This is a genomic window from Arthrobacter sp. NPDC057388, from assembly GCF_042668165.1.
Lineage (GTDB): Bacteria > Actinomycetota > Actinomycetes > Actinomycetales > Micrococcaceae > Arthrobacter.
This window is the reverse complement of sequence record NZ_JBHVBL010000003.1, coordinates 20,576-38,536: the sequence shown is the minus strand read 5'-3', so window position 1 is coordinate 38,536 and position 17,961 is coordinate 20,576. Positions and strand designations below refer to the sequence as shown.

The following is a 17,961-nucleotide window of genomic DNA, read 5'->3' as shown; positions in this document are numbered from 1 at the left end:
CGATGTGAGTCCGGTCTCAATCGTAGGGACTGAGACCGGACTCAGCAAGAGCTTTCATCGACCAAATCCTTCGGCGGCCCTGACAGCACCGCCTCCCTCCCACGATTGGACAATGCTGTGATCAAACTGAACTTCCGTCCGGCAGCCGTGGCTGCGGCAGCCCTGGCAGCCATCCTCGCCCTCTCCGGCTGCGGCGGATCATCCTCCGCCACCTCAAGTCCGGCCGACAACCCGTACGGACTGATTGAACCGGGCACCATCCGGGTGGCCAGCCTGGGTGACTCCAAGCCGTACACCTTCACCGACGCGCAGGGTAACTTCACCGGCTTCGATGTCGAACTGTTCAAGGACGTGGCCCACCGTGCCGGCGTAGACAAAGTGGTCTTCACCGGACAGGACTTCTCCGGACTCCTCGCCGCCGTAGCCAACGGGCAGTTCGACGTCGGGGTCGCTGCCATTGGCATCACGGACAAGCGCAAGGAAACCGTCGACTTCTCCAACGGCTACCTCGCCGGTTACCTGACGGTCATCACCACCAAGACCTCCGGTGTCAAGGACGCGGACAGCCTGAACGGAAAGCGCCTGGGCGTGGTGCAGGGAACGCTCCAGGAAGCGTATGCCGTCAAGAACTTCACCTCCGCCAACCTGGTCCGTTTCCCGGACAACAACACCGCCATCGCCGCCGTCAACAGCGGCTCCGTGGACGCCCACTTCCTCGACTACGAGGCAGCCAAGGCCTACCAGGAGCAGTACGGACTGGTCAGCGCTGCGGACATTCCGTCCTTTGACGCCCCCGCGGGCTTCGCCATCGCTAAGGACAAGCCCGCTTTCAAGGAAGCGCTGAATAAGGGCCTCGCCGAAGCAATGGAAGACGGCACGTGGAAGAAGCTCTACCAGAAGTGGTTCCCGGGCTCCCCGATGCCGGAACAGTACCTGCCCAAGGCCGAGCAGACCGCCACGCCGGCTCCCACCGCAAGCAAGTAAGCGAAGTCAGGTCCGGCAACGGATCTCTGCCGGGCGGGCCGCCTACAGGCCGCCCGCCCGGCAGGCAACACATCCAACCCGGCGCACGAACAACAACTAACGTCTGAGAGCAATCAATGGACTGGCTCAACATCATCGGCCGCACCTTCTTCGACTTTGAAGCAATGCTCGAGGTGCTGCCCCAACTCCTCGGGGTTGGCCTTCTCAACACGCTGATCATCTCCGTCGCCGCCACCATCCTTGGCGTCGTGCTGGGCATGGTGGTTGCGGTCATGGGCATCTCCCGTTCCCGCTGGCTGCGTATTCCGGCCCGTATCTACACCGACCTCTTCCGTGGCCTGCCCGCCATCCTGACCATCCTCCTGATCGGCCAGGGCTTCGCCCGGTTCAGCCAGTCGGTCTTCGGGCCCTCGCCCTACCCCCTGGGCATCATCGCGCTGAGCCTGATCGCCAGCGCCTACATCGGTGAAATCTTCCGTGCCGGCATCCTCAGCGTGGACAAGGGCCAGGGTGAGGCCTGCCGCGCCCTGGGGATGAGCTACGCCAAATCCATGGCCCTCGTGGTGGTTCCCCAGGGCGTCCGCCGGGTCCTGCCGGCCCTGGTCAACCAGTTCATCGCCATCGTCAAGGACTCCTCCCTGGTGTACTTCCTGGGCCTGCTGGTCAGCGAACGCGAGCTGTTCCGCGTCAGCCAGGACGCCGCCGTGCTGTCGGGAAACCTCTCGCCCCTGGTAATGGCCGGCATCTTCTACCTTGTGATCACCGTGCCCCTGACCCACCTGGTCAATTACTTCGACAACAGGTTCCGCACCGGCCGGCGCCGGCCCACCGCGCCCACATCCGGCCTGAAGGAAGTCAAGGAACTCGACGCGGCCTCGCCGCTCACCACCGGGAGCAACACATGAACCTCACCAGCCCAAGCACCAGCAAGAGCGGGAGCCAGGCCGCCCCTGCCTCCGAAACGTTCCACGGCTCCAGCCTGGAACTGCGGAACCTGACCATGGCCTACGGCGACATCGACGTGCTCCGCAACGTCAGCCTCTCCGTGGCCCCTGGCACCACCACCTGCATCATCGGCCCGTCCGGTTCCGGCAAGTCCACGCTGCTGCGCGGCGTCAACCGGCTGCATGAACCCAAGAGCGGCGACGTTCTGCTGGCCGGGGAGAGCGCCCTGCAGGTCAAGCCGGACACCCTCCGGCGTCGCATCGGCATGGTGTTCCAGCACTTCAATCTGTTCCCCGACCACACCGCGCTCGAAAACGTTGCCCTTGCCCTCTGGAGCGTCAAGGGCATGCCCAAAACCGAGGCCATGGAACGCGCCCGCCGCCGGCTGGCCGAGGTGGGGCTGGCCGAGCGCGCCGACCACCGGCCCCGCGACCTGTCCGGCGGCCAGCAGCAGCGGGTGGCAATCGCCCGCGCGCTGGCCATGGAACCGGAAGTGATGCTGTTTGACGAAGCCACCAGCGCCCTGGACCCCGAACTGGTCAAGGGCGTCCTGAACCTGATGGCCGGTCTCGGCCGCCGCGGGATGACCATGCTGGTGGTGACCCACGAGATGGGCTTCGCCCGCAAGGTCGCCGACCAGGTCGTCTTCATGGACGAGGGCGAAGTCGTCGAGTCCGGAACCCCCGCCGACCTGTTCGACAACCCGCGCAGCGAACGCCTGCAGCGCTTCCTCTCGGAGGTGCTGTGATGGAAACGGCACCGGCACGCATCCGGACCGCCGTCGTCGGCTTTGGGATCTCGGGCAAGGTCTTCCACGCGCCCTTGATTGCCGCGGACCCGCGGTACTCGCTTGACGTGATCGTCACTGCGGACACCGCGCGGGCCGCCGAGGCGGCCCGGCTCTACCCCCAGGCACAGGTCGTTCCGACGCCGGAGGACATGTTTGCGCTGTCCGCGGACCTGGACCTCGTGGTCCTGGGCACCCCGCCGCACACCCACTTCGACCTCGCTGCAGCTGCGATTGCGCACGGACTCCACGTTGTGGTGGACAAGCCCTTCGTGCCCACCTCCACCCAGGGGGCGGAGCTGATTGCCCTGGCATCCGACGCCGGGGTGCAGCTTACGGTGTTCCAGAACCGCCGGTGGGACGCCGACTTCCTCACCCTCCGGAAGGTGCTTCAGCGGCAGATACTGGGAGACGTGCGCACCTTCGAGTCACGGTTCGAATGGTGGCGGCCGGAGGGATTCGGGAACTGGCGTGACAGCGTCTCCCTTGCCCAGGGCGGCGGGATCCTCCACGACCTCGGCGCGCACCTCATCGATCAGGCCATCCAGCTGTTCGGCCCGGTGCGGCAGAGCTACGGTGACACCGCCAACCGGGGGCCGGACGCGGACGCCGCCGACACGGAAGCCTTCGTCTCCCTGCTGCACGAATCCGGCGTCCGCAGCAGACTGTGGATGAACGGCATGGCAGCCCAGGTGGGCGCGCGCTTCCACGTCCTCGGCTCCGAAGCCGGGTATACAAAGTGGGGCCTCGACGGGCAGGAGCCCGCGCTGGCCGCCGGCATGAGGCCGTCCGATCCCGCCTACGGTGTCGAACCCGAGGAGAGGTGGGGGCTCGTTGGCGTGGACGGCGCCAGCAGCCCTGTTCCGGCGGAGTGCGGCGCATACCCCGAGTTCTACACGCAACTCGCCACCGCCCTGCGCGGGGAGGGCCCTCTTCCCGTCGATCCCGCGGAACCGCTTGAGGTCCTCAGGATCATCGAGGGCATCCACGCGCTGGCCTGACCGCAACGCCTATCACCACACGCTTACGGCGACCTGCCGACCATCCTTTCCGGGCGCCGCTGTGCCTGAAAAGCCCGCGTCCCTGCTCCACCATGTCCAAAATCCACAGAAAGGGAGAACTCATGTCCTCCACCGCCACCAAGCACGTCGCCATTATCGGCGGCGGTATCCTGGGCGTCTCCACCGCTGTCCATCTGCTCCGCGAAGGCGCATCCGTCACGCTGCTGACCGAACGTGGCCTGGCCAGCGAAGCCACCGGCCGTTCGCTCTCCTGGCTCAACTCTGCCGGCGAACGCTCTACCCCCTACCACCAGCTCCGCCTCGCCGGCGTCGACAGGTACCGCACGCTCTTCGCCTCCGACCCCAGCCGGGAGTGGCTGCAGTTCGCCGGCGGGCTGATGTGGAACGCCGCCGGGCAGCAGGAGGCCACCGAGGCACGGCACGCCTACGAGAAGTCCATAGGTTACGACTCAAAGCTGCTCATGCCTGGGGAGATCGCCGGGGTTACGTCCGGCATTGATGCTGGCGCCGTTCCGGAGAACGCCATCTTCAATCCGGGCGAGGGCTGGGTCAGCCTGCCGGATCTGGTGGATTTCCTGATGGAGGAGTTCCACGGGCTCGGCGGCAAGCTGGTCCTTAACGCCGGCAAGTCGTCGGTGGTCGTTGCCGACGGCCGGGCGGTGGGGGTCGAGACGGCGGCGGGTGAGACGTACGATGCCGACGCGGTGCTGGTGGCGTGCGGGGCGGCGACGCCCGCCGTCGTCGCACCCCTTGGCGTGGAGATCCCCAACGGGTCCCCGGTGTCCATGCTGGTGCTGACCAAGCCGGTGGAGCATGATGTCCGGGCTGTCATGAACACCCCGCGGGCAGCCGTCCGCCCCAACCCGGGCAGCACGTTCGCCCTGGATCACGACTGGTATGAGGAGAGCATCACGGAGCATGGGGACGGATCGTTCAGCATCCCGGACGACGTGGTCAACGAGCTCGCTGACGAAGCCAGCAAGCTCATCGCCGGAAACCCGGAGCTGAAGCCCGCCAGCTGGAAGATCGGTTACAAGCCGATTCCCGGTGACGGCGAGCCGGTTCTGGGAGAGCTCGGTCAGGTGCCCGGCTGCTTCGTGGCATTCACCCATTCCGGTGCCACGCTGGGGCTCGTCGTCGGCGAACTCCTCGCGGGCGAGATCCTGACCGGCGACAAGCACCCCATGCTGGCCACGTTCCGCCCGGCGCGGTTCTCCTAAAGAAAGGCCGCAAGCGGAAGCCCCGCACCGCCCTCATGGGCTGGGCGATGCGGGGCTTCTTTGGCGAATCCTCCGGTCTGGGGTTCCGGAGTGCTCCCCTAAAGCTACCCGTCAGTAACTAAAAGTCAAGAGGCGGTCACAATCACGAGGCTGCTATCGGATGGTCCGGCGATGTGACATACGATACGAGTCAGGTGCGGTTGCCGTGTTCCCGCAGGGAGGGCCCGCCGAATATTGCTGTCACGCCGTCTTTATCCCCGGGGTTAAAGGAGTTGCTGGGCGCATCTGATGCTGGGGGGCGGATGGAAACAGGCGTGATCGGAAGACTGCTTCGGTCCGGCGCGGGGAAGGAGCCGCGGCCCTGGCTGCTCTGGCTCATGTGGATCTTCCTGGGCCTGTACCTGGCGGGCCTGATGGTGCACGGTACGGGGTTCAATCCGTTGGTGGACCTTTGGCTGGGCATGCCCGCATCGTGGGCGCCGGCAGCCGTGGCATGGCTCGCCGCCTACCGCGCCAGGAACCACCTCGCCGTTGCCTTCGTGGCGATGGCGCTGTCCGCTTTCGCGGCGGGGAGCACCGTCTACGTCTCCTCGCTGGCAGGGGCGAGTTCGCTGCCGTTTCCGTCGCCCGCGGATGTCGGTTACCTGCTGTTCTACCCGCTGGTTCTCAGCGGCCTGTTCGTCTATCTGCTCCCGATGCGGCGACGGCTCGCGCGCTCAGTCCTGCTCGACTCCGTCGTTGGCTCGCTCGGTGCCGCCTCCGTCCTGGTGGTCCTGCTCAGCCCGCTGCTGTCCGCGTCCAGCGGGTTCCCCTCCTTCGCCACGTCCGTTGCAGTCGCCTACCCCTTGCTGGATCTGGTGGTCCTCGCCGTGACTGCCGGCATGGCGGCGGTACCGGGCCTGGCCACCGGCCGCAGCGGGATGACCCTGATGCTTGGCCTGATGGTGTTCGCCGCGGCAGATGTTGCCTACGCGTTCCGGCTTGAAAATGGCACATACTCCCTTGGCACACCCCTGGATGCCGGCTGGACAGCGGGTATGTGCCTCATCGCCGCCTGGGCCAACGGCTTCACCCGGCAGGGTGCGGCGGCCGATGGTGCCAGCGAAGGGGCGTGGACCCCGGCGGTTCCGATGGTGGCCACGGCCGCCGGGCTGGGGGTCCTGATCGTGGGCACCCGCATCCCGGTGCCGGAACTGGCCGTCGGGCTGGCGGCGATAACCCTGGTGGCGGCGGGCATCCGGACCCAGCTGGCCTTCCGCCAGCTGGTCACGCTTGCCGAGGTGCGCCGGCAGTCCAGGACGGATGAACTGACGGGCCTGCCGAACCGCCGGGCGCTCTACACCGACGCTCCGGCGGTGCTCGACGCGCAGCAGGGCACGCCGTGCGCCTTCCTGCTGCTGGATGCGGACAGGTTCAAGGAAATCAACGACAGCCTGGGCCACGACGTGGGGGACCGGCTGCTGATCCAGATCAGCGAGCGGCTCCGCCGCTGTCTGGGACCGCGCGACCTGATCGCCCGGCTGGGCGGGGACGAGTTCGCCATCCTCCTCCTTGAAGCGGGCGAGCACGAGGCCCTTCAGCTCGCAGACCGGCTGCGGGCCGCGCTGAGTGAGCCCCTTACTCTGCGGGGAATTGCCCTCCAGGTCGGCGTCAGCGTGGGCATCGCCCTGTTCCCGGAACAGGGGGAAGACCTGAAGACGCTGCTGCGAAAGGCCGACACGGCCATGTACCGGGCCAAAGCCTCGCGCAGCGGCAGGCACGTCTATGCCAGCGAGGACCACAGCCCGGGCGAGGAGCGGCTGCGGATGCTCCAGGAGCTCCGCGCCGCATTGGCCAACGATGAGCTCGTGCTGCATTACCAACCCAAGGTGGACGCGGTCACCGGCGAAACGAAGGGGGTGGAGGCCCTGGTCCGCTGGAACCACCCGAGGCACGGGCTGCTGGCTCCGGGCTCCTTCCTTTTGCTGGCGGAGGAGGGCGGGCTCATGAACGCCCTGAACCACCGCGTGCTCACCCTGGCGCTGGACCAGGCGGCCAGCTGGCATGCGCGCGGCAGGACGCTGACCGTGGCTGCCAACCCCTCTGCCAGCTCACTCATCGACGCGGAACTGCCGGGCAGGATCGCGGCCATGATCGAGGAGCGTGGCCTCAAGGAGTCAGCGCTGATGGTCGAGATCACCGAGGATTTTATGATGCCGGACCGTGTCCGCGCCCGGGATATCCTGTCCGGGCTGCAGGACCGCGGCATCCGGGTGGCCATCGACGATTTCGGCACGGGCTACAGTTCGCTGGCCTACCTCCGGGACCTGCCCATCAACGAATTGAAGCTTGACCGCTCCTTCATAGTGCCGATGACCCACTGTCCGCGGGCTGCCGCCCTGGTGGCGTCCACCATCAACCTCGCGCACAGCCTCGGCCTGACGGTGGTCGCCGAGGGGGTGGAGGACGGAGATGCCGTGGACCAGCTGAGCCGTTACGGCTGCGACCAGGTGCAGGGATTCCACATCCTTCGTCCCGTACCGGCTGCCGAGCTGGACGACTGGTTCACCTCGTCACGGCTGGACAGCGGGCTGCCGTCGGCCTGACGGGCATCTTCCCGGCGGATCAGCGGTGATGCCCGCCGCGGCGGTCAGGCGAGGATCTTTTTGTGGAAGAACACGAGGTAGTCGCCCGTGGCATCCTCGAAGCCGAAGTCCTGCCAGTAGGCCCGCAATGCCGCTTTGGCCTCCTCATACTCCGGCGAGTCCGCCGGCGGGGAGCCCTCACCGTCTGCCGGAGCCGCATGGACCACGACCAGGTTCACGGACCGGCCCACGGTCTCGACGATGGCGTTCAGCACGGAATAGCCCGTCCTGCCGCCGCGGTATTCCGGGAAGATCTCGAGCGACGAGACGATCATCAGATCACCGCCGTCCTGCAGGTACTCCCTGATCAGGTCGGGCCGGTCCATGGTCAGCATCTCGACGGCCTTCGCCATCTCCTGGTCGGCCTTGCCGGTGGTGAGGAAGAGATTGATCATGCCGGCCTTGGGAACAACCTGGACGACGGCGCTGCCGAGTTGCCGTTCCTGGTCACCACCGGGGGTGGGAAGGGGGCAGCTCACGGCAACTTCCCAGCGCAGCGGATAGTCCCCCGGGTCATGCCCGAGCCCCGGCGTTCCGCGGTAGCGGAGCTTGTACTCAAAGAACAGCGATTCCGGATCGATTACGGTCATGGCGCCGTCCTTGGGCTCGCAACGTTGCGTGTTAAGGAATTTTAGGCGCGTTCGGCCGCATGAGGGATGGGATCAGCCACGCAGCGCGCCGAGCCCGCCGATCAGCGCCTCAAGGCCAAGGCTGAAGGCGACGTCGGCGGGCCGTTCGTGCCCCTGCTCGGCCAGGCTCCGGACCGCCGCGGTGAAACTGGGCGTTGCCTCCGCCATGGTTCCGGGATCGAAGATGTCCGCCGGCGCCGTGACATCGTAGGCCGAGCCGAAGATGAAGGACTCCAGTGCGACGATCGATGAGACGATCCGTTCCTCGGGAAAACCTGCATCGCGGAAGCCGGCGCTGACCGCTTCATACATGGCCAGGGTCTGCGGCGCGTCGGTGACCGGCAGCACTGCAATGACGGGAATGAGCGGCGTGTGCCGGGAGAACACGTCGCGGTAGCTCCATGCCCACCTCCGCACGGCATCCTCCCAGGGGCCGGCACCGAAGGCTGAGACATCCACCAGCGAGGCAAGGTGGTCCTCCACCAGCAGGAGAACGTCCCCCTTGGACTTCACGTGGTTATAGAGGGCCGACGGCGCCACGTTCAGTGAGCGGGCCAGGGCCGCCATGGTCAGGCCGTCGTAGCCTTTTTTCTCGATGAGCCGCAGGGCGGCCTCGGTGATGCCGCCCTTGTCCAGCAGGCCGCCCACGGGACGCCCGGCACGGCGCCGGGTGCCCTGGCGATCTGCTGCTGAACCAGCCGTTGCTGAACCGGCTGTTGCTACGGCTGGTGATGCCGGCATGGCTGCCCTTCCTGCGGATAACGTCCTTTCGCATTATTCCATCAGGCTCTTCCGCTCCCGCACCAAAGGCCCTATAGTTCTTATAAATGAATGGCATTCATTTAGTGGTTCGCATCACTTACGCGGCCACAGAGAAAGGACATCATGCTGAATCTTGACCGCGACGTAGTGATCGTCGGTGCCGGCCCCTCCGGCCTCACCGCTGCGCGCGAACTGAAAAAGGCGGGCCTGACCGTCACCGTGCTCGAGGCCCGTGACCGCGTGGGTGGCCGGACGTGGACCGACACCGTGGACGGTGCCATGCTCGAGATCGGCGGCCAATGGGTGTCGCCGGACCAGGCCGCGCTGCTGGCCCTGCTGGAGGAGCTCGGACTGGAGACCTACTCCCGCTACCGCGACGGGGCATCTGTCTATATCGGCGAGGACGGCGCTCCGGTCCGCTACACCGGGGACATGTTCCCGGTCAGCGCCACCACCGCCGCCGAGATGGACAGGCTCACAACCCTGCTGGACGGACTGGCGGCCGAGGTCGGGCCCACCGAACCCTGGGCGCACCCCAAAGCGCGGGAGCTGGACACCATTTCCTTCCACCACTGGCTGCGCCAGAACTCCCCGGACGAGGAAGCCTGCAACAACATCGGGCTGTTCATCGCCGGCGGCATGCTCACCAAGCCCGCCCACGCCTTCTCCGCCCTTCAGGCCGTCCTGATGGCCGCCTCCGCGGGGTCCTTCACCCACCTGACGGATGAGGACTTCATCCTGGACAAGCGGGTTGTCGGCGGGATGCAGCAGGTTTCGCTGCTGCAGGCAGCGGAGCTGGGCGACGACGTCGTCCTCAACAGCCCGGTGCGCACCATTCACTGGGAGGCCGACGGCGACAATGGCCACCGCGTCACCGCCGTCTCCGACCGGGCCACCGTGAACGCGCGCTTTGTGATCATGGCCGTCCCACCCAACCTGTACTCCCGCGTTTCCTTCAACCCGCCGCTGCCGCGCCGCCAGCACCAGATGCACCAGCACCAGTCGCTGGGACTGGTCATCAAGGTCCACGCCGTCTACAGCACGCCGTTCTGGCGCGAGGACGGGCTCTCCGGCACCGGGTTTGGCGCCGGCTCCCTCGTCCAGGAGGTCTACGACAACACCAACCACGGCGATACCCGCGGAACGCTGGTCGGCTTTGTTTCCGACGAAAAGGCCGACGCCGTCTTCGAACTGGATGCCGCAGACCGTAAGAGGGTCATCCTGGAATCGATTGCCGGCTTCCTCGGGAAGAAGGCACTGGAGCCTGAGGTGTACTACGAATCCGACTGGGGTTCCGAGGAATGGACCCGCGGGGCGTACGCCGCCAGCTACGACCTCGGTGGCCTGCACCGCTACGGCAAGGACCAGCACGCAGCCGTCGGCCCCATCTACTGGTGCTCCTCCGACCTCGCCGCCGAAGGCTACCAGCACGTGGACGGAGCCGTCCGGATGGGCCAGTCCACCGCGGCCCGCATCGCCGAAGCCGCCGCAGCAGCGGTGCCTGAACTCACCAGCGCAACGGCCGCCGTCGGCTGACCCGCGCTGCGCTGTGTTGGCTGACTGGAAACTAAGCACACTTACCAATAGGGTGGGTGCAGGGCACTGACCCGGTTCAAGAGAACGTACTCGAGCAGAACGAGGTGACAGCATGACGGGCACGGAAAGCATCAGCAAGGTCACGGACATCATCAACCATTCCCACATCGGAATGTTCACCACTCTCAACGAGGAAGGCGCCCTGGTCAGCCGGCCGCTGGCAGTCCAGGACGTCAAGGATGACGGCGACATGTGGTTCTTCACGGGGGAGGGAACATCCCAGGTGGCCCACGTCTCCGCCGATGCCAGGGTCAACGTGTCCTTCGGCAAGGGCACCGAGTGGGTGTCGGTGGCCGGCACCGCCGAGGTGGTGCGGGACCGCGCCAAGATCCGTGAACTGTGGAACCAGTCGGTCGAGGCCTGGTTCCCGGATGGTCCCGATACCCCCGAGGTGGTCCTGCTGCGCGTGGACTCGGATTCCGCCGAGTACTGGACCAGCCCAGGCGGCACCGCGGCGACGGTGCTCCAGTGGGTCAAGTCGAAGGTCACCCACAGCCGGATGAGCGTCGGCGAGAGCGGCACCGTCGAGCTGTAGTTCGGCCGGCTGGCCGAGCTGGCGAGATCAGGGCGCGGGTGGGGAGGCCCCCTGCCAGGTGACGGGCAGCTCCTTGACCCCGTAAACGATGGTGCTGTCCATCCGTTCGAGGTGGGCTCCCGGGGCGAGGGCCAGTCCCGGGAGCCGGTCCAGGACGCCCTGCAGGGCGATCCGGGCTTCGAGCCGGGCCAAAGGGGCGCCGAGGCAGAAGTGGATGCCATGGCCGAAGGCCAGATGCCGGTTTGATGTGCGGCCGATATCGAACTGCCCAGGCCGGTCGAACTGGCGCCCGTCGCGGTTGGCCGAGCCGATCCAGGCCACCAGCGGAGCGCCCGCCGGCACCTGGAGTCCGCCCAACGTGGTTTCGCCGGCCGTCACCCGGTACATCGACTGGACGGGAGAGCGGTACCGCAGCACTTCCTCAATGGCTTGGGGGAGCAGCGCGGGATCGCTGCGGAGCCGCTCCATGGTTTCGGGTGCTTCAGTGAAGCAAAGGACCGCGTTGCCGATCAGGTTGGTGGTGGTTTCATTGCCGGCCACGAGCAGCAGGGCGCAGAAACCGAGCAGTTCCGGCACGCTGAGTTTCTGCCCGTCGATCTCCGCCGACAGCAGGTTGCTGATCAGGTCGTTTCCGGGGCTGCGCCTGCGGTGTTCGATGAGCGCCAGGAAGTATTCGGTCATCTCCCGGTTGGTGGCGCTGTGGTCGGCGGTCGGGGTTCCGCTCTGGGTCTGGCTGACGATGACGTCTGACCAGAGCTTGAACCGGTCGCGGTCCTCCGCCGGAATGCCCATGAGCTCCGCAATGACGATCACGGGCAGCGGATAGGCAAGCTCCTCGATGAGGTCCGCCGATCCCCGGGGCGCGACGCCGTCCAGCAGCTCCTGTGCCAGTGCCGTGATGCGGGGAGCCAGCGCATCCACGGCCCGGGGAGTGAAGGCCTGGGTCACCAGGGAACGCAACTGGCGGTGCCGGGGCGGATCGGCCGTGATCAGGCTCGCCGCGAAGAGCTGGCCTGTTTCGGACGGCTCGTCCCCTCCCATCCTTGAGGAGAAGGTGCCGTGTTCGGACAGCACCCGCTCGACGTCCTCGTACCGGAAAACGTGCCAGCTTCCGGATTGCCCGTCGTGGAAGACGGGAGCGGATTCCCGCATCCGTTCGTAGTGCGGGAAGGGGTTCAGGGGTGACTCATCGTCGCGTCGCAAGTCCATGGCTGGCCTCTCTGGGACAACTGGCCCGTAGGAGCCGAGTCTATTCCGCAGCGGCGCCCGCCGTCAGTAGTGCGGGCGGATCATCTCCGGCCCGAACTCAACCGAACAGCCAGGCCGCCCCCAGCAGCAGCGGGACGGCCAGGGCCGACGTCACCACCGCCGTTGTTTGTGCGAGGTTCTGGCCCACGCCATAGCGGACCGCGTAGAGGACCACGTTCTGGCCGGTTGGGAGGATGGCGCAGGCCGTGACCACGAAGGTGCTGAACGTGTCCAGGTGGAATACCAGGACGGCCAGCAGCCAGGCGAGCAGTGGCTGGACGCCGGACTTGAGGACGACGGCGAACAGGGTGGGGACGCGGTCCGCTGTGCCCTGGCGGGCTGAGAGGCCGTGGAGTGACATGCCGAAGATGATCAGCATGAGGGGGACGGTCAGCTGGGCGACCAGCTTCAAGGGATCCAGCACCAGGGCGGGAAGCTCAATGCCGGCCGCGCTGACGATGACGCCGAGGATGGCCGCCACCGTGACCGGGTTGCGCAGGGGAGTGGACAGGATGCTCCACACCGACGCCCGCTTCCCTTCGGGGTCGGTCAGGTCCAGGATGGTCAGCGCCACCGGGGTCAACAGGGCCAGCTGGAACAGCATGATGGGGGTGACGAAGGTGGCGCTGCCCAGGATGTAGAGCGACAGCGGGACGCCGAGGTTGGTGGAATTGACGATTCCCGTGGACAGCGCGCCGATGGTGGTCCGTCTGACTCCCCACCTGCCGATGAGCCCGCCCAGGGTGAACAGGGCCATGACGCACAGCGCCGTGACCACGGAAATCAGGCCTGTCTGGCTAAGGATCTCGGAGATGTGCCGGGAGGCGATGGTGGAGAACATCAGGCTCGGCAGCCCCACCATGAACGTCAGGGTGGAGAGCACCTTCGTCCCGTGGGGACCAAGGGCGTTCGTCCTGGCCAGGATGTAGCCGACGAGGAGAACGACGCCCACCACAAAGAATCCCTTTAAGACTCCGTCCAAACCGTTGTCCTCACATCATTCCGCTACTGGGCCGACGTCTAAGCCTATATTTCGGGAGGCGTGCTGCCGGACAGGTGAGGCCAAGCCCACACAAGAGTCCGGGCACGCAGAGAGGGCGGATTCCGTGCGAACCCGCCCTCTCTGTAAAACCGCTGCGTACTGCAGCCCGGCTACAGTCCGAGGCCGCCCAGCTTGTCCCCCAGCCCGCCGGGGAGCTTGCCCAGCAGGTCCGCGGGATTGATGCCGAGCTGGGAGAGCAGGCCCGCGTGCTGGTCGGTGTCCACCTGGTCGGGCAGCTCCGAGTCGGCGCGGGCGGCTTTGTCGTTGTCGCCCTGGGACCTGAGGAATTCGAGGATCTGGGACTTGTCGATCTGCATGGCGTTCTCCTTTGCGACTTCCGGAACTGCTAAGGGTGCTTACCACCTTTCCGGAAAAAGGTCCTCCGGACAAGTGCCGGTGCAGAACCGCGCGCCGCAGCGGGGTTTAGGCCCTGCGGCTTGCCACGACGGAAGCCAGCGATGCCAGGCCCTTCTCGTAGTCGCGGCCCACCATCTTGTCCAGGTTCATGAACAGGCCGAAGAGCTTGCCGATGCCCTTGTGCTCGCCTGCCATGCTCCAGGTGACGCGGGTGCCGCCGCCCTCCGGTTCGAACGTGAAGGTTGTGGGGTTCACGCCGGGGAACGGCTTGGTAAATTCCAGCCGGATCCGGATGACCTCCGGTTCCCGCGATTCAGTGATCTCCATGTTCCCGGCGCCGGCCTTGCGGTCGCCGCTCCAGGCATACCTGGCACCAGTGCCGGATTCCGCGCCCGAGTAGGTCCGCTTCATGTCCGGGTCCAGGGCCTCCCACGGCGACCACTTGGGCCATTCGCGGAAGTCATTGACCAGCGGAAACACGTCCTTCGCGGGCGCGGGGATGACTGTGCTGCGCGTGACTGAGTACGTTGACATGGCCCCATCCTAGGGCCGGGCGCAGGCACCCTGAATGAGTCCGGTCAGCGTTTCGTCCCGGTTACGGTGCCGGCCGCAGGCCCGCCGGAACCCCCGCTGCTGTTTCGGCCCGGTCCAGCGCCTCGCGCAGACGCCCGACGGCATTCGGATACCCCGGATCCGCGAGGGCTTTCAGGGTTTCGGCTTCCCGCAGCACTTTGACAAAGGCGGCCGTTTCGGGCCGTCTGACGTCGGCCAGCTCGGGGTAGCTGATTGCCAGGGCCGGGTCCAGTTCGTACTGCGCCCAGCGGCCCACGATCTCCGCGTGGACGACGGCGGCCTCCCGGCCCCGCGGGGCCTCCACCCGCCGGCGCCGCCGCGTTTCATACCAGGACAGCACCGCGGGACTGCTGCGGTAGGCGGCTATGCCGCTGGCCCCCGCCACGGCGGCCAGTGCCAGCCCCGCCGCGGGCGATGCCACTGCCGGGATGAGCAGGGCCGGGGCTATCACCACGGCGCCGCCGAAAAGGTCCCAGAAGAGCAGGTCTGAACTGTCGCCGTCGGACGTCCTTAAATGGTGCCGCACCACAAAAACCGTGCAGGCGACGGCGGCCACCAGCACCGCGCTCCAGAGGACCAGCTGCAGCAGCCCCAGGGGGGCGGCTTCGGAAACTGCGGGCACCACTGCACCTCCCTAGGACGGGCGCGGCCCGGGCGTTTCGGGCTGCACTTAAATTGCAGCCCCTGTGGGCGCCCCGGTCAATGGCGTAGCGTAGGCGCCATGCGACTCAAAATGTGCAGCATCCACGTCCAGGACCCCGCCGCGGCGCACTCGTTCTACACTGAGACCCTCGGCTTCGACACGCTCATGGCCATGCCCGAGCACAACCTTTTCATCATCAAGGACCCGGGAGCGGCCGGCAGCGTGGGGCTGCTGCTGGAGCCCAGCGACAACCCCATCGCGTCTGCCTACAGCAAGGGGCTGTACGACGCCGGGATCCCCGCCATCGTCTTCGGCTCGCCGGACGTAAAGGCTGAGTATGAGCGGCTGTCCGCCGCAGGCGTCCGGTTCCGGGGCGAACCCGCCGAGGACCCGTCCGGGATCTCCGCGGTGTTCGACGACGGCTGCGGCAACTTCATCCAGCTGCACCAGGACTAGCACTGTATGGACGCCGCCGACGCCCTGAACGAGATTGCCTTCTGGCTTGAGCGCAGCGCCGCGCCGACCTTCAAGGTACAGGCCTTCCGGAAGGCTGCCGGCGTCATCAGCGCGCTGACACCGGACGAGGTGGCGGAGCGGGCCCGCGACGGCCGGCTCAAGCGGACGAAGGGTATCGGCGACACCACCTTCAACGTCATCCGGCAGGCTGTGGACGGCGGCGTGCCGGACTACCTGGACAAGCTGCGGCAGGGCGGCGCCGAACCGCTCGCCGCCGGGGGAGACGGGCTGCGCCCGCTGCTCCGCGGCGACCTGCACAGCCACAGCGACTGGTCCGACGGCGGTTCTCCTCCGCAACTCATGGCTGACGCCGCCCGCTCGCTGGGCCGCGAATACCTTGCCCTGACGGACCACTCACCAAACCTCAAGATCGCCAACGGACTCAGCGCCGAGCGGCTCAGCGAACAGCTGGACGTGGTGGCCGGGCTAAACAGCGACGCCGACGGGGGCTTCCGGCTGCTGTCCGGCATCGAGGTGGACATCCTCGAAAACGGCGAGCTGGACCAGACGCCGGAGATGCTGGACCGGCTGGACGTGGTGGTGGCCAGCGTGCACTCCAAGCTCCGCTCCGACCGGCGCACCATGACGGAGCGCATGCTGGGCGGTATCTCTGATCCCCACACCAATGTGCTGGGACACTGCACCGGGCGCCTGATGCAGGGATCGCGGGGAACCAGGCCCCAGTCCGAATTCGACGCCGAGCGGGTCTTTGCCGCCTGCGCCGAAGCCAATGTCGCCGTCGAAATCAATTCCCGGCCGGAGCGGCAGGACCCGCCAGACAACTTGATGCAGCTGGCACTCGAGGCCGGCTGCCTCTTCAGCATCGACAGCGACGCCCACGCCCCGGGCCAACTCGACTTCCTGCAGTACGGCGCCGAACGGGCCGAACGCAACGGCATTCCGGCCGAGCGGATCATCACCACCTGGCCGCTCGAGCGTCTCCTTGAGTGGCTGACCAGCAGAAACTAGCCGAGAGCCGTAGCTCAAGAATTTAGTAAGCAGGGTGACTATTTTTCCTGCGAGTGGTACACATTAACTGTTCCGTCGCGGAACCCGGGCGGATCCGTCTCTCCCTGCGAGGTGCACCATGACCGCTATGAATCCGGCGAACCACCTGGACGAACTGGGCCACCGGACCCTTCGAAAAGTGCGCGGCCGCCTCATGCCGCTCATTGTCCTGCTGTACTTCATCGCATATCTGGACCGGAACAACGTCGGCTTCGCCAAGCTGACCATGAGCGAGGACATCGGCCTGAGCGCCGCAGCCTACGGCCTCGGGGCGGGAATGTTCTTCATCGGCTACGCGCTGCTGGAAATCCCCAGCAACGCCGGCATGTACCGGTTCGGCGCCCGAAAATGGATCGCCCGCATCCTGATCTCCTGGGGCATCTTCGCCACAGCCATGGCGCTGGTGAACGGCGAGACCTCCTTCTACATCATCCGCTTCCTGCTTGGCGCGGCTGAGGCCGGCTTCTTCCCGGCCATCCTCTTCTACCTGACCCTGTGGTTCCCCGCCCGCCAGCGCGTGCTGGTGCTGGGCATCTTCATCCTCGCCCAGCCCGTCTCCAACGCCCTCGGCGCCCCGGTTTCCGGCCTGCTGCTCCAGATGGAGGGCGTCGCCGGCCTGCACGGATGGCAGTGGCTGTACATCATTGAAGGCGTCCCGGCCATCCTCCTCGGCCTGCTCACGCCGGTGCTCATGACGGACAAGCCAAGCCACGCCCACTGGCTCGCCGCGGACGAACGGGAATGGCTCACCCGGACCATGGACGAGGAACTCGCCCACAAGCAAAAGGGCCAGCCGCACCACTTCCTGGCCGGCCTGAAGGACTCCCGCACCATCGCCTACTCGGCGCTGTATTTCGGCCTGGTCTGCGGCATCTATGGCCTCGGCCTGTGGATGCCCACCATCGTCGCCGCGCTGGGCAAGTTCAACACCACAGAGGTGGGCTTCATCGTCGCCATCCCGTACACGATCGCGGCCGTGTTCGTTTACTACTGGGGCCGGCGGTCCGACCGCACCGGCAACCGCGTGCTGCACGCCAGCATCAGCATGGTGATGGCCGCCGTTGGCCTGGTGGCTGCCGGCAGCCTGGTACAGGTCAACGCCGTTCTGGCCATGATTGCCCTGACCCTCGCGGCCATGGGCATCTACTCCGCAATCGCCCCCTTCCTGGCCATGCCGTCCACCGCTCTGGTGGGAGCTGCGGCGGCCGCCGGCCTGGCCATGGTGAATTCACTCGGCAACCTGGGCGGCTTCGTGGCGCCATACATCGTGGGCGTGCTGAATGATGCCAGCGGCGACAACCGCTCAGGCCTGCTCTTCCTGTCCGCCTGCCTTGCCGTCACCGCCGTCGCCACCTACCTCTACGCGCGTAAGCGTCCCGAGGGGCACGTGAAGCCGGGCACGCACGCTGCCGTGGGTGAAGAGGCAGTGGCCGCTGACGAGTTCGACGACACCAAGTATTAACCGAACCA

At 66.7% G+C, this 17,961-nt stretch carries 17 protein-coding genes and 1 pseudogene; 11 read left to right on the top strand and 7 right to left on the bottom strand.

Going from position 1 to position 17,961, the window contains the following annotated elements:
• Positions 1-117: 117 nt before the first annotated feature.
• From ACFUTU_RS02100 to ACFUTU_RS02075, 6 genes are all read left to right on the top strand, one after another.
• The gene (locus ACFUTU_RS02100) at positions 118-984 is read left to right on the top strand and encodes an ABC transporter substrate-binding protein (protein ID WP_377960156.1); all 867 of its coding nucleotides are present in this window, start codon (positions 118-120) and stop codon (positions 982-984) included.
• Between the two features lie 116 nt (positions 985-1,100).
• Entirely contained in the window at positions 1,101-1,889 is a 789-nt protein-coding gene (locus tag ACFUTU_RS02095) for an amino acid ABC transporter permease (protein WP_377960154.1), read from the top strand.
• On the top strand, positions 1,886-2,677 hold the full coding sequence (locus ACFUTU_RS02090; RefSeq protein WP_377960152.1) for an amino acid ABC transporter ATP-binding protein: 792 nt from the start codon (positions 1,886-1,888) through the stop codon (positions 2,675-2,677). The genes ACFUTU_RS02095 and ACFUTU_RS02090 overlap by 4 nt, the downstream gene beginning before the upstream one ends.
• The gene (locus tag ACFUTU_RS02085; RefSeq protein ID WP_377960150.1) at positions 2,677-3,717 is read left to right on the top strand and encodes a Gfo/Idh/MocA family oxidoreductase; all 1,041 of its coding nucleotides are present in this window, start codon (positions 2,677-2,679) and stop codon (positions 3,715-3,717) included. The genes ACFUTU_RS02090 and ACFUTU_RS02085 overlap by 1 nt, the downstream gene beginning before the upstream one ends.
• A 122-nt stretch (positions 3,718-3,839) precedes the next feature.
• Positions 3,840-4,958, top strand: a complete 1,119-nt coding sequence (locus ACFUTU_RS02080; protein WP_377960148.1) for an NAD(P)/FAD-dependent oxidoreductase — start codon at positions 3,840-3,842, stop codon at positions 4,956-4,958.
• A 314-nt stretch (positions 4,959-5,272) separates the two neighbouring features.
• Positions 5,273-7,543, top strand: coding sequence for a putative bifunctional diguanylate cyclase/phosphodiesterase (locus ACFUTU_RS02075; protein ID WP_377960146.1), 2,271 nt, complete (start codon positions 5,273-5,275; stop codon positions 7,541-7,543).
• 44 nt (positions 7,544-7,587) lie between these two features.
• On the opposite strand, the gene ACFUTU_RS02070 is transcribed toward ACFUTU_RS02075, so the two are convergent.
• Together ACFUTU_RS02070 and ACFUTU_RS02065 are read right to left on the bottom strand one after the other, a co-directional pair.
• Complete coding sequence (locus ACFUTU_RS02070) at positions 7,588-8,172, bottom strand: hypothetical protein (RefSeq protein WP_377960144.1); 585 nt, start codon at positions 8,170-8,172, stop codon at positions 7,588-7,590.
• A 72-nt stretch (positions 8,173-8,244) separates the two neighbouring features.
• Positions 8,245-8,952 carry a TetR/AcrR family transcriptional regulator gene (locus ACFUTU_RS02065; RefSeq protein ID WP_377960142.1) on the bottom strand — a complete coding sequence of 236 codons (708 nt, stop codon included), beginning with the start codon at positions 8,950-8,952 and terminating at the stop codon, positions 8,245-8,247.
• A gap of 132 nt (positions 8,953-9,084) precedes the next feature.
• On the opposite strand from ACFUTU_RS02065, the pseudogene ACFUTU_RS02060 reads away from it, so the two are divergent.
• Together ACFUTU_RS02060 and ACFUTU_RS02055 are read left to right on the top strand one after the other, a co-directional pair.
• Positions 9,085-10,509 (top strand): annotated as a pseudogene (locus tag ACFUTU_RS02060) (flavin monoamine oxidase family protein); the annotation flags it as partial.
• A gap of 112 nt (positions 10,510-10,621) precedes the next feature.
• Complete coding sequence (locus ACFUTU_RS02055) at positions 10,622-11,104, top strand: pyridoxamine 5'-phosphate oxidase family protein (RefSeq protein WP_377960140.1); 483 nt, start codon at positions 10,622-10,624, stop codon at positions 11,102-11,104.
• A 27-nt stretch (positions 11,105-11,131) separates the two neighbouring features.
• Here the strand turns inward: ACFUTU_RS02055 and ACFUTU_RS02050 are convergent, their stop codons facing one another.
• From ACFUTU_RS02050 to ACFUTU_RS02030, 5 genes are all read right to left on the bottom strand, one after another.
• Complete coding sequence (locus ACFUTU_RS02050; protein WP_377960138.1) at positions 11,132-12,313, bottom strand: cytochrome P450; 1,182 nt, start codon at positions 12,311-12,313, stop codon at positions 11,132-11,134.
• Positions 12,314-12,410: 97 nt separating this feature from the next.
• On the bottom strand, positions 12,411-13,334 hold the full coding sequence (locus ACFUTU_RS02045) for an AEC family transporter (RefSeq protein ID WP_377960136.1): 924 nt from the start codon (positions 13,332-13,334) through the stop codon (positions 12,411-12,413).
• Between the two features lie 170 nt (positions 13,335-13,504).
• Positions 13,505-13,711 carry a hypothetical protein gene (locus ACFUTU_RS02040; RefSeq protein WP_377960134.1) on the bottom strand — a complete coding sequence of 69 codons (207 nt, stop codon included), beginning with the start codon at positions 13,709-13,711 and terminating at the stop codon, positions 13,505-13,507.
• A 106-nt stretch (positions 13,712-13,817) separates the two neighbouring features.
• A complete protein-coding gene (locus ACFUTU_RS02035) occupies positions 13,818-14,285 on the bottom strand; it encodes an SRPBCC family protein (RefSeq protein ID WP_377960132.1) in 468 nt (155 codons plus the stop codon).
• A 61-nt stretch (positions 14,286-14,346) separates the two neighbouring features.
• Positions 14,347-14,946: a hypothetical protein gene (locus ACFUTU_RS02030; RefSeq protein ID WP_377960130.1), complete on the bottom strand. Its 600-nt coding sequence runs from the start codon at positions 14,944-14,946 to the stop codon at positions 14,347-14,349.
• A 99-nt stretch (positions 14,947-15,045) separates the two neighbouring features.
• Between ACFUTU_RS02030 and ACFUTU_RS02025 the strand changes: the two genes are divergently transcribed.
• The 3 genes from ACFUTU_RS02025 (at position 15,046) to ACFUTU_RS02015 (ending at position 17,953) form a co-directional block, all read left to right on the top strand.
• Positions 15,046-15,423, top strand: a complete 378-nt coding sequence (locus ACFUTU_RS02025; RefSeq protein WP_377960128.1) for a VOC family protein — start codon at positions 15,046-15,048, stop codon at positions 15,421-15,423.
• A 6-nt stretch (positions 15,424-15,429) separates the two neighbouring features.
• Positions 15,430-16,452 carry a PHP domain-containing protein gene (locus tag ACFUTU_RS02020; protein WP_377960126.1) on the top strand — a complete coding sequence of 341 codons (1,023 nt, stop codon included), beginning with the start codon at positions 15,430-15,432 and terminating at the stop codon, positions 16,450-16,452.
• 118 nt (positions 16,453-16,570) lie between these two features.
• On the top strand, positions 16,571-17,953 hold the full coding sequence (locus ACFUTU_RS02015; RefSeq protein ID WP_377960124.1) for an MFS transporter: 1,383 nt from the start codon (positions 16,571-16,573) through the stop codon (positions 17,951-17,953).
• The last annotated feature ends 8 nt before the right edge of the window (positions 17,954-17,961 follow it).

Coding starts and splice junctions, on each gene's coding strand:
- ACFUTU_RS02065 (WP_377960142.1), bottom strand. CDS start 8,952: ATGCCGGCATCACCAGCCGTAGCAACAGCCGGTTCAGCAACGGCTGGT.
- ACFUTU_RS02085 (WP_377960150.1), top strand. CDS start 2,677: ATGGAAACGGCACCGGCACGCATCCGGACCGCCGTCGTCGGCTTTGGG.
- ACFUTU_RS02080 (WP_377960148.1), top strand. CDS start 3,840: ATGTCCTCCACCGCCACCAAGCACGTCGCCATTATCGGCGGCGGTATC.
- ACFUTU_RS02020 (WP_377960126.1), top strand. CDS start 15,430: ATGGACGCCGCCGACGCCCTGAACGAGATTGCCTTCTGGCTTGAGCGC.
- ACFUTU_RS02095 (WP_377960154.1), top strand. CDS start 1,101: ATGGACTGGCTCAACATCATCGGCCGCACCTTCTTCGACTTTGAAGCA.
- ACFUTU_RS02070 (WP_377960144.1), bottom strand. CDS start 8,172: ATGACCGTAATCGATCCGGAATCGCTGTTCTTTGAGTACAAGCTCCGC.
- ACFUTU_RS02090 (WP_377960152.1), top strand. CDS start 1,886: ATGAACCTCACCAGCCCAAGCACCAGCAAGAGCGGGAGCCAGGCCGCC.
- ACFUTU_RS02035 (WP_377960132.1), bottom strand. CDS start 14,285: ATGTCAACGTACTCAGTCACGCGCAGCACAGTCATCCCCGCGCCCGCG.
- ACFUTU_RS02025 (WP_377960128.1), top strand. CDS start 15,046: ATGCGACTCAAAATGTGCAGCATCCACGTCCAGGACCCCGCCGCGGCG.
- ACFUTU_RS02055 (WP_377960140.1), top strand. CDS start 10,622: ATGACGGGCACGGAAAGCATCAGCAAGGTCACGGACATCATCAACCAT.
- ACFUTU_RS02015 (WP_377960124.1), top strand. CDS start 16,571: ATGACCGCTATGAATCCGGCGAACCACCTGGACGAACTGGGCCACCGG.
- ACFUTU_RS02050 (WP_377960138.1), bottom strand. CDS start 12,313: ATGGACTTGCGACGCGACGATGAGTCACCCCTGAACCCCTTCCCGCAC.
- ACFUTU_RS02040 (WP_377960134.1), bottom strand. CDS start 13,711: ATGCAGATCGACAAGTCCCAGATCCTCGAATTCCTCAGGTCCCAGGGC.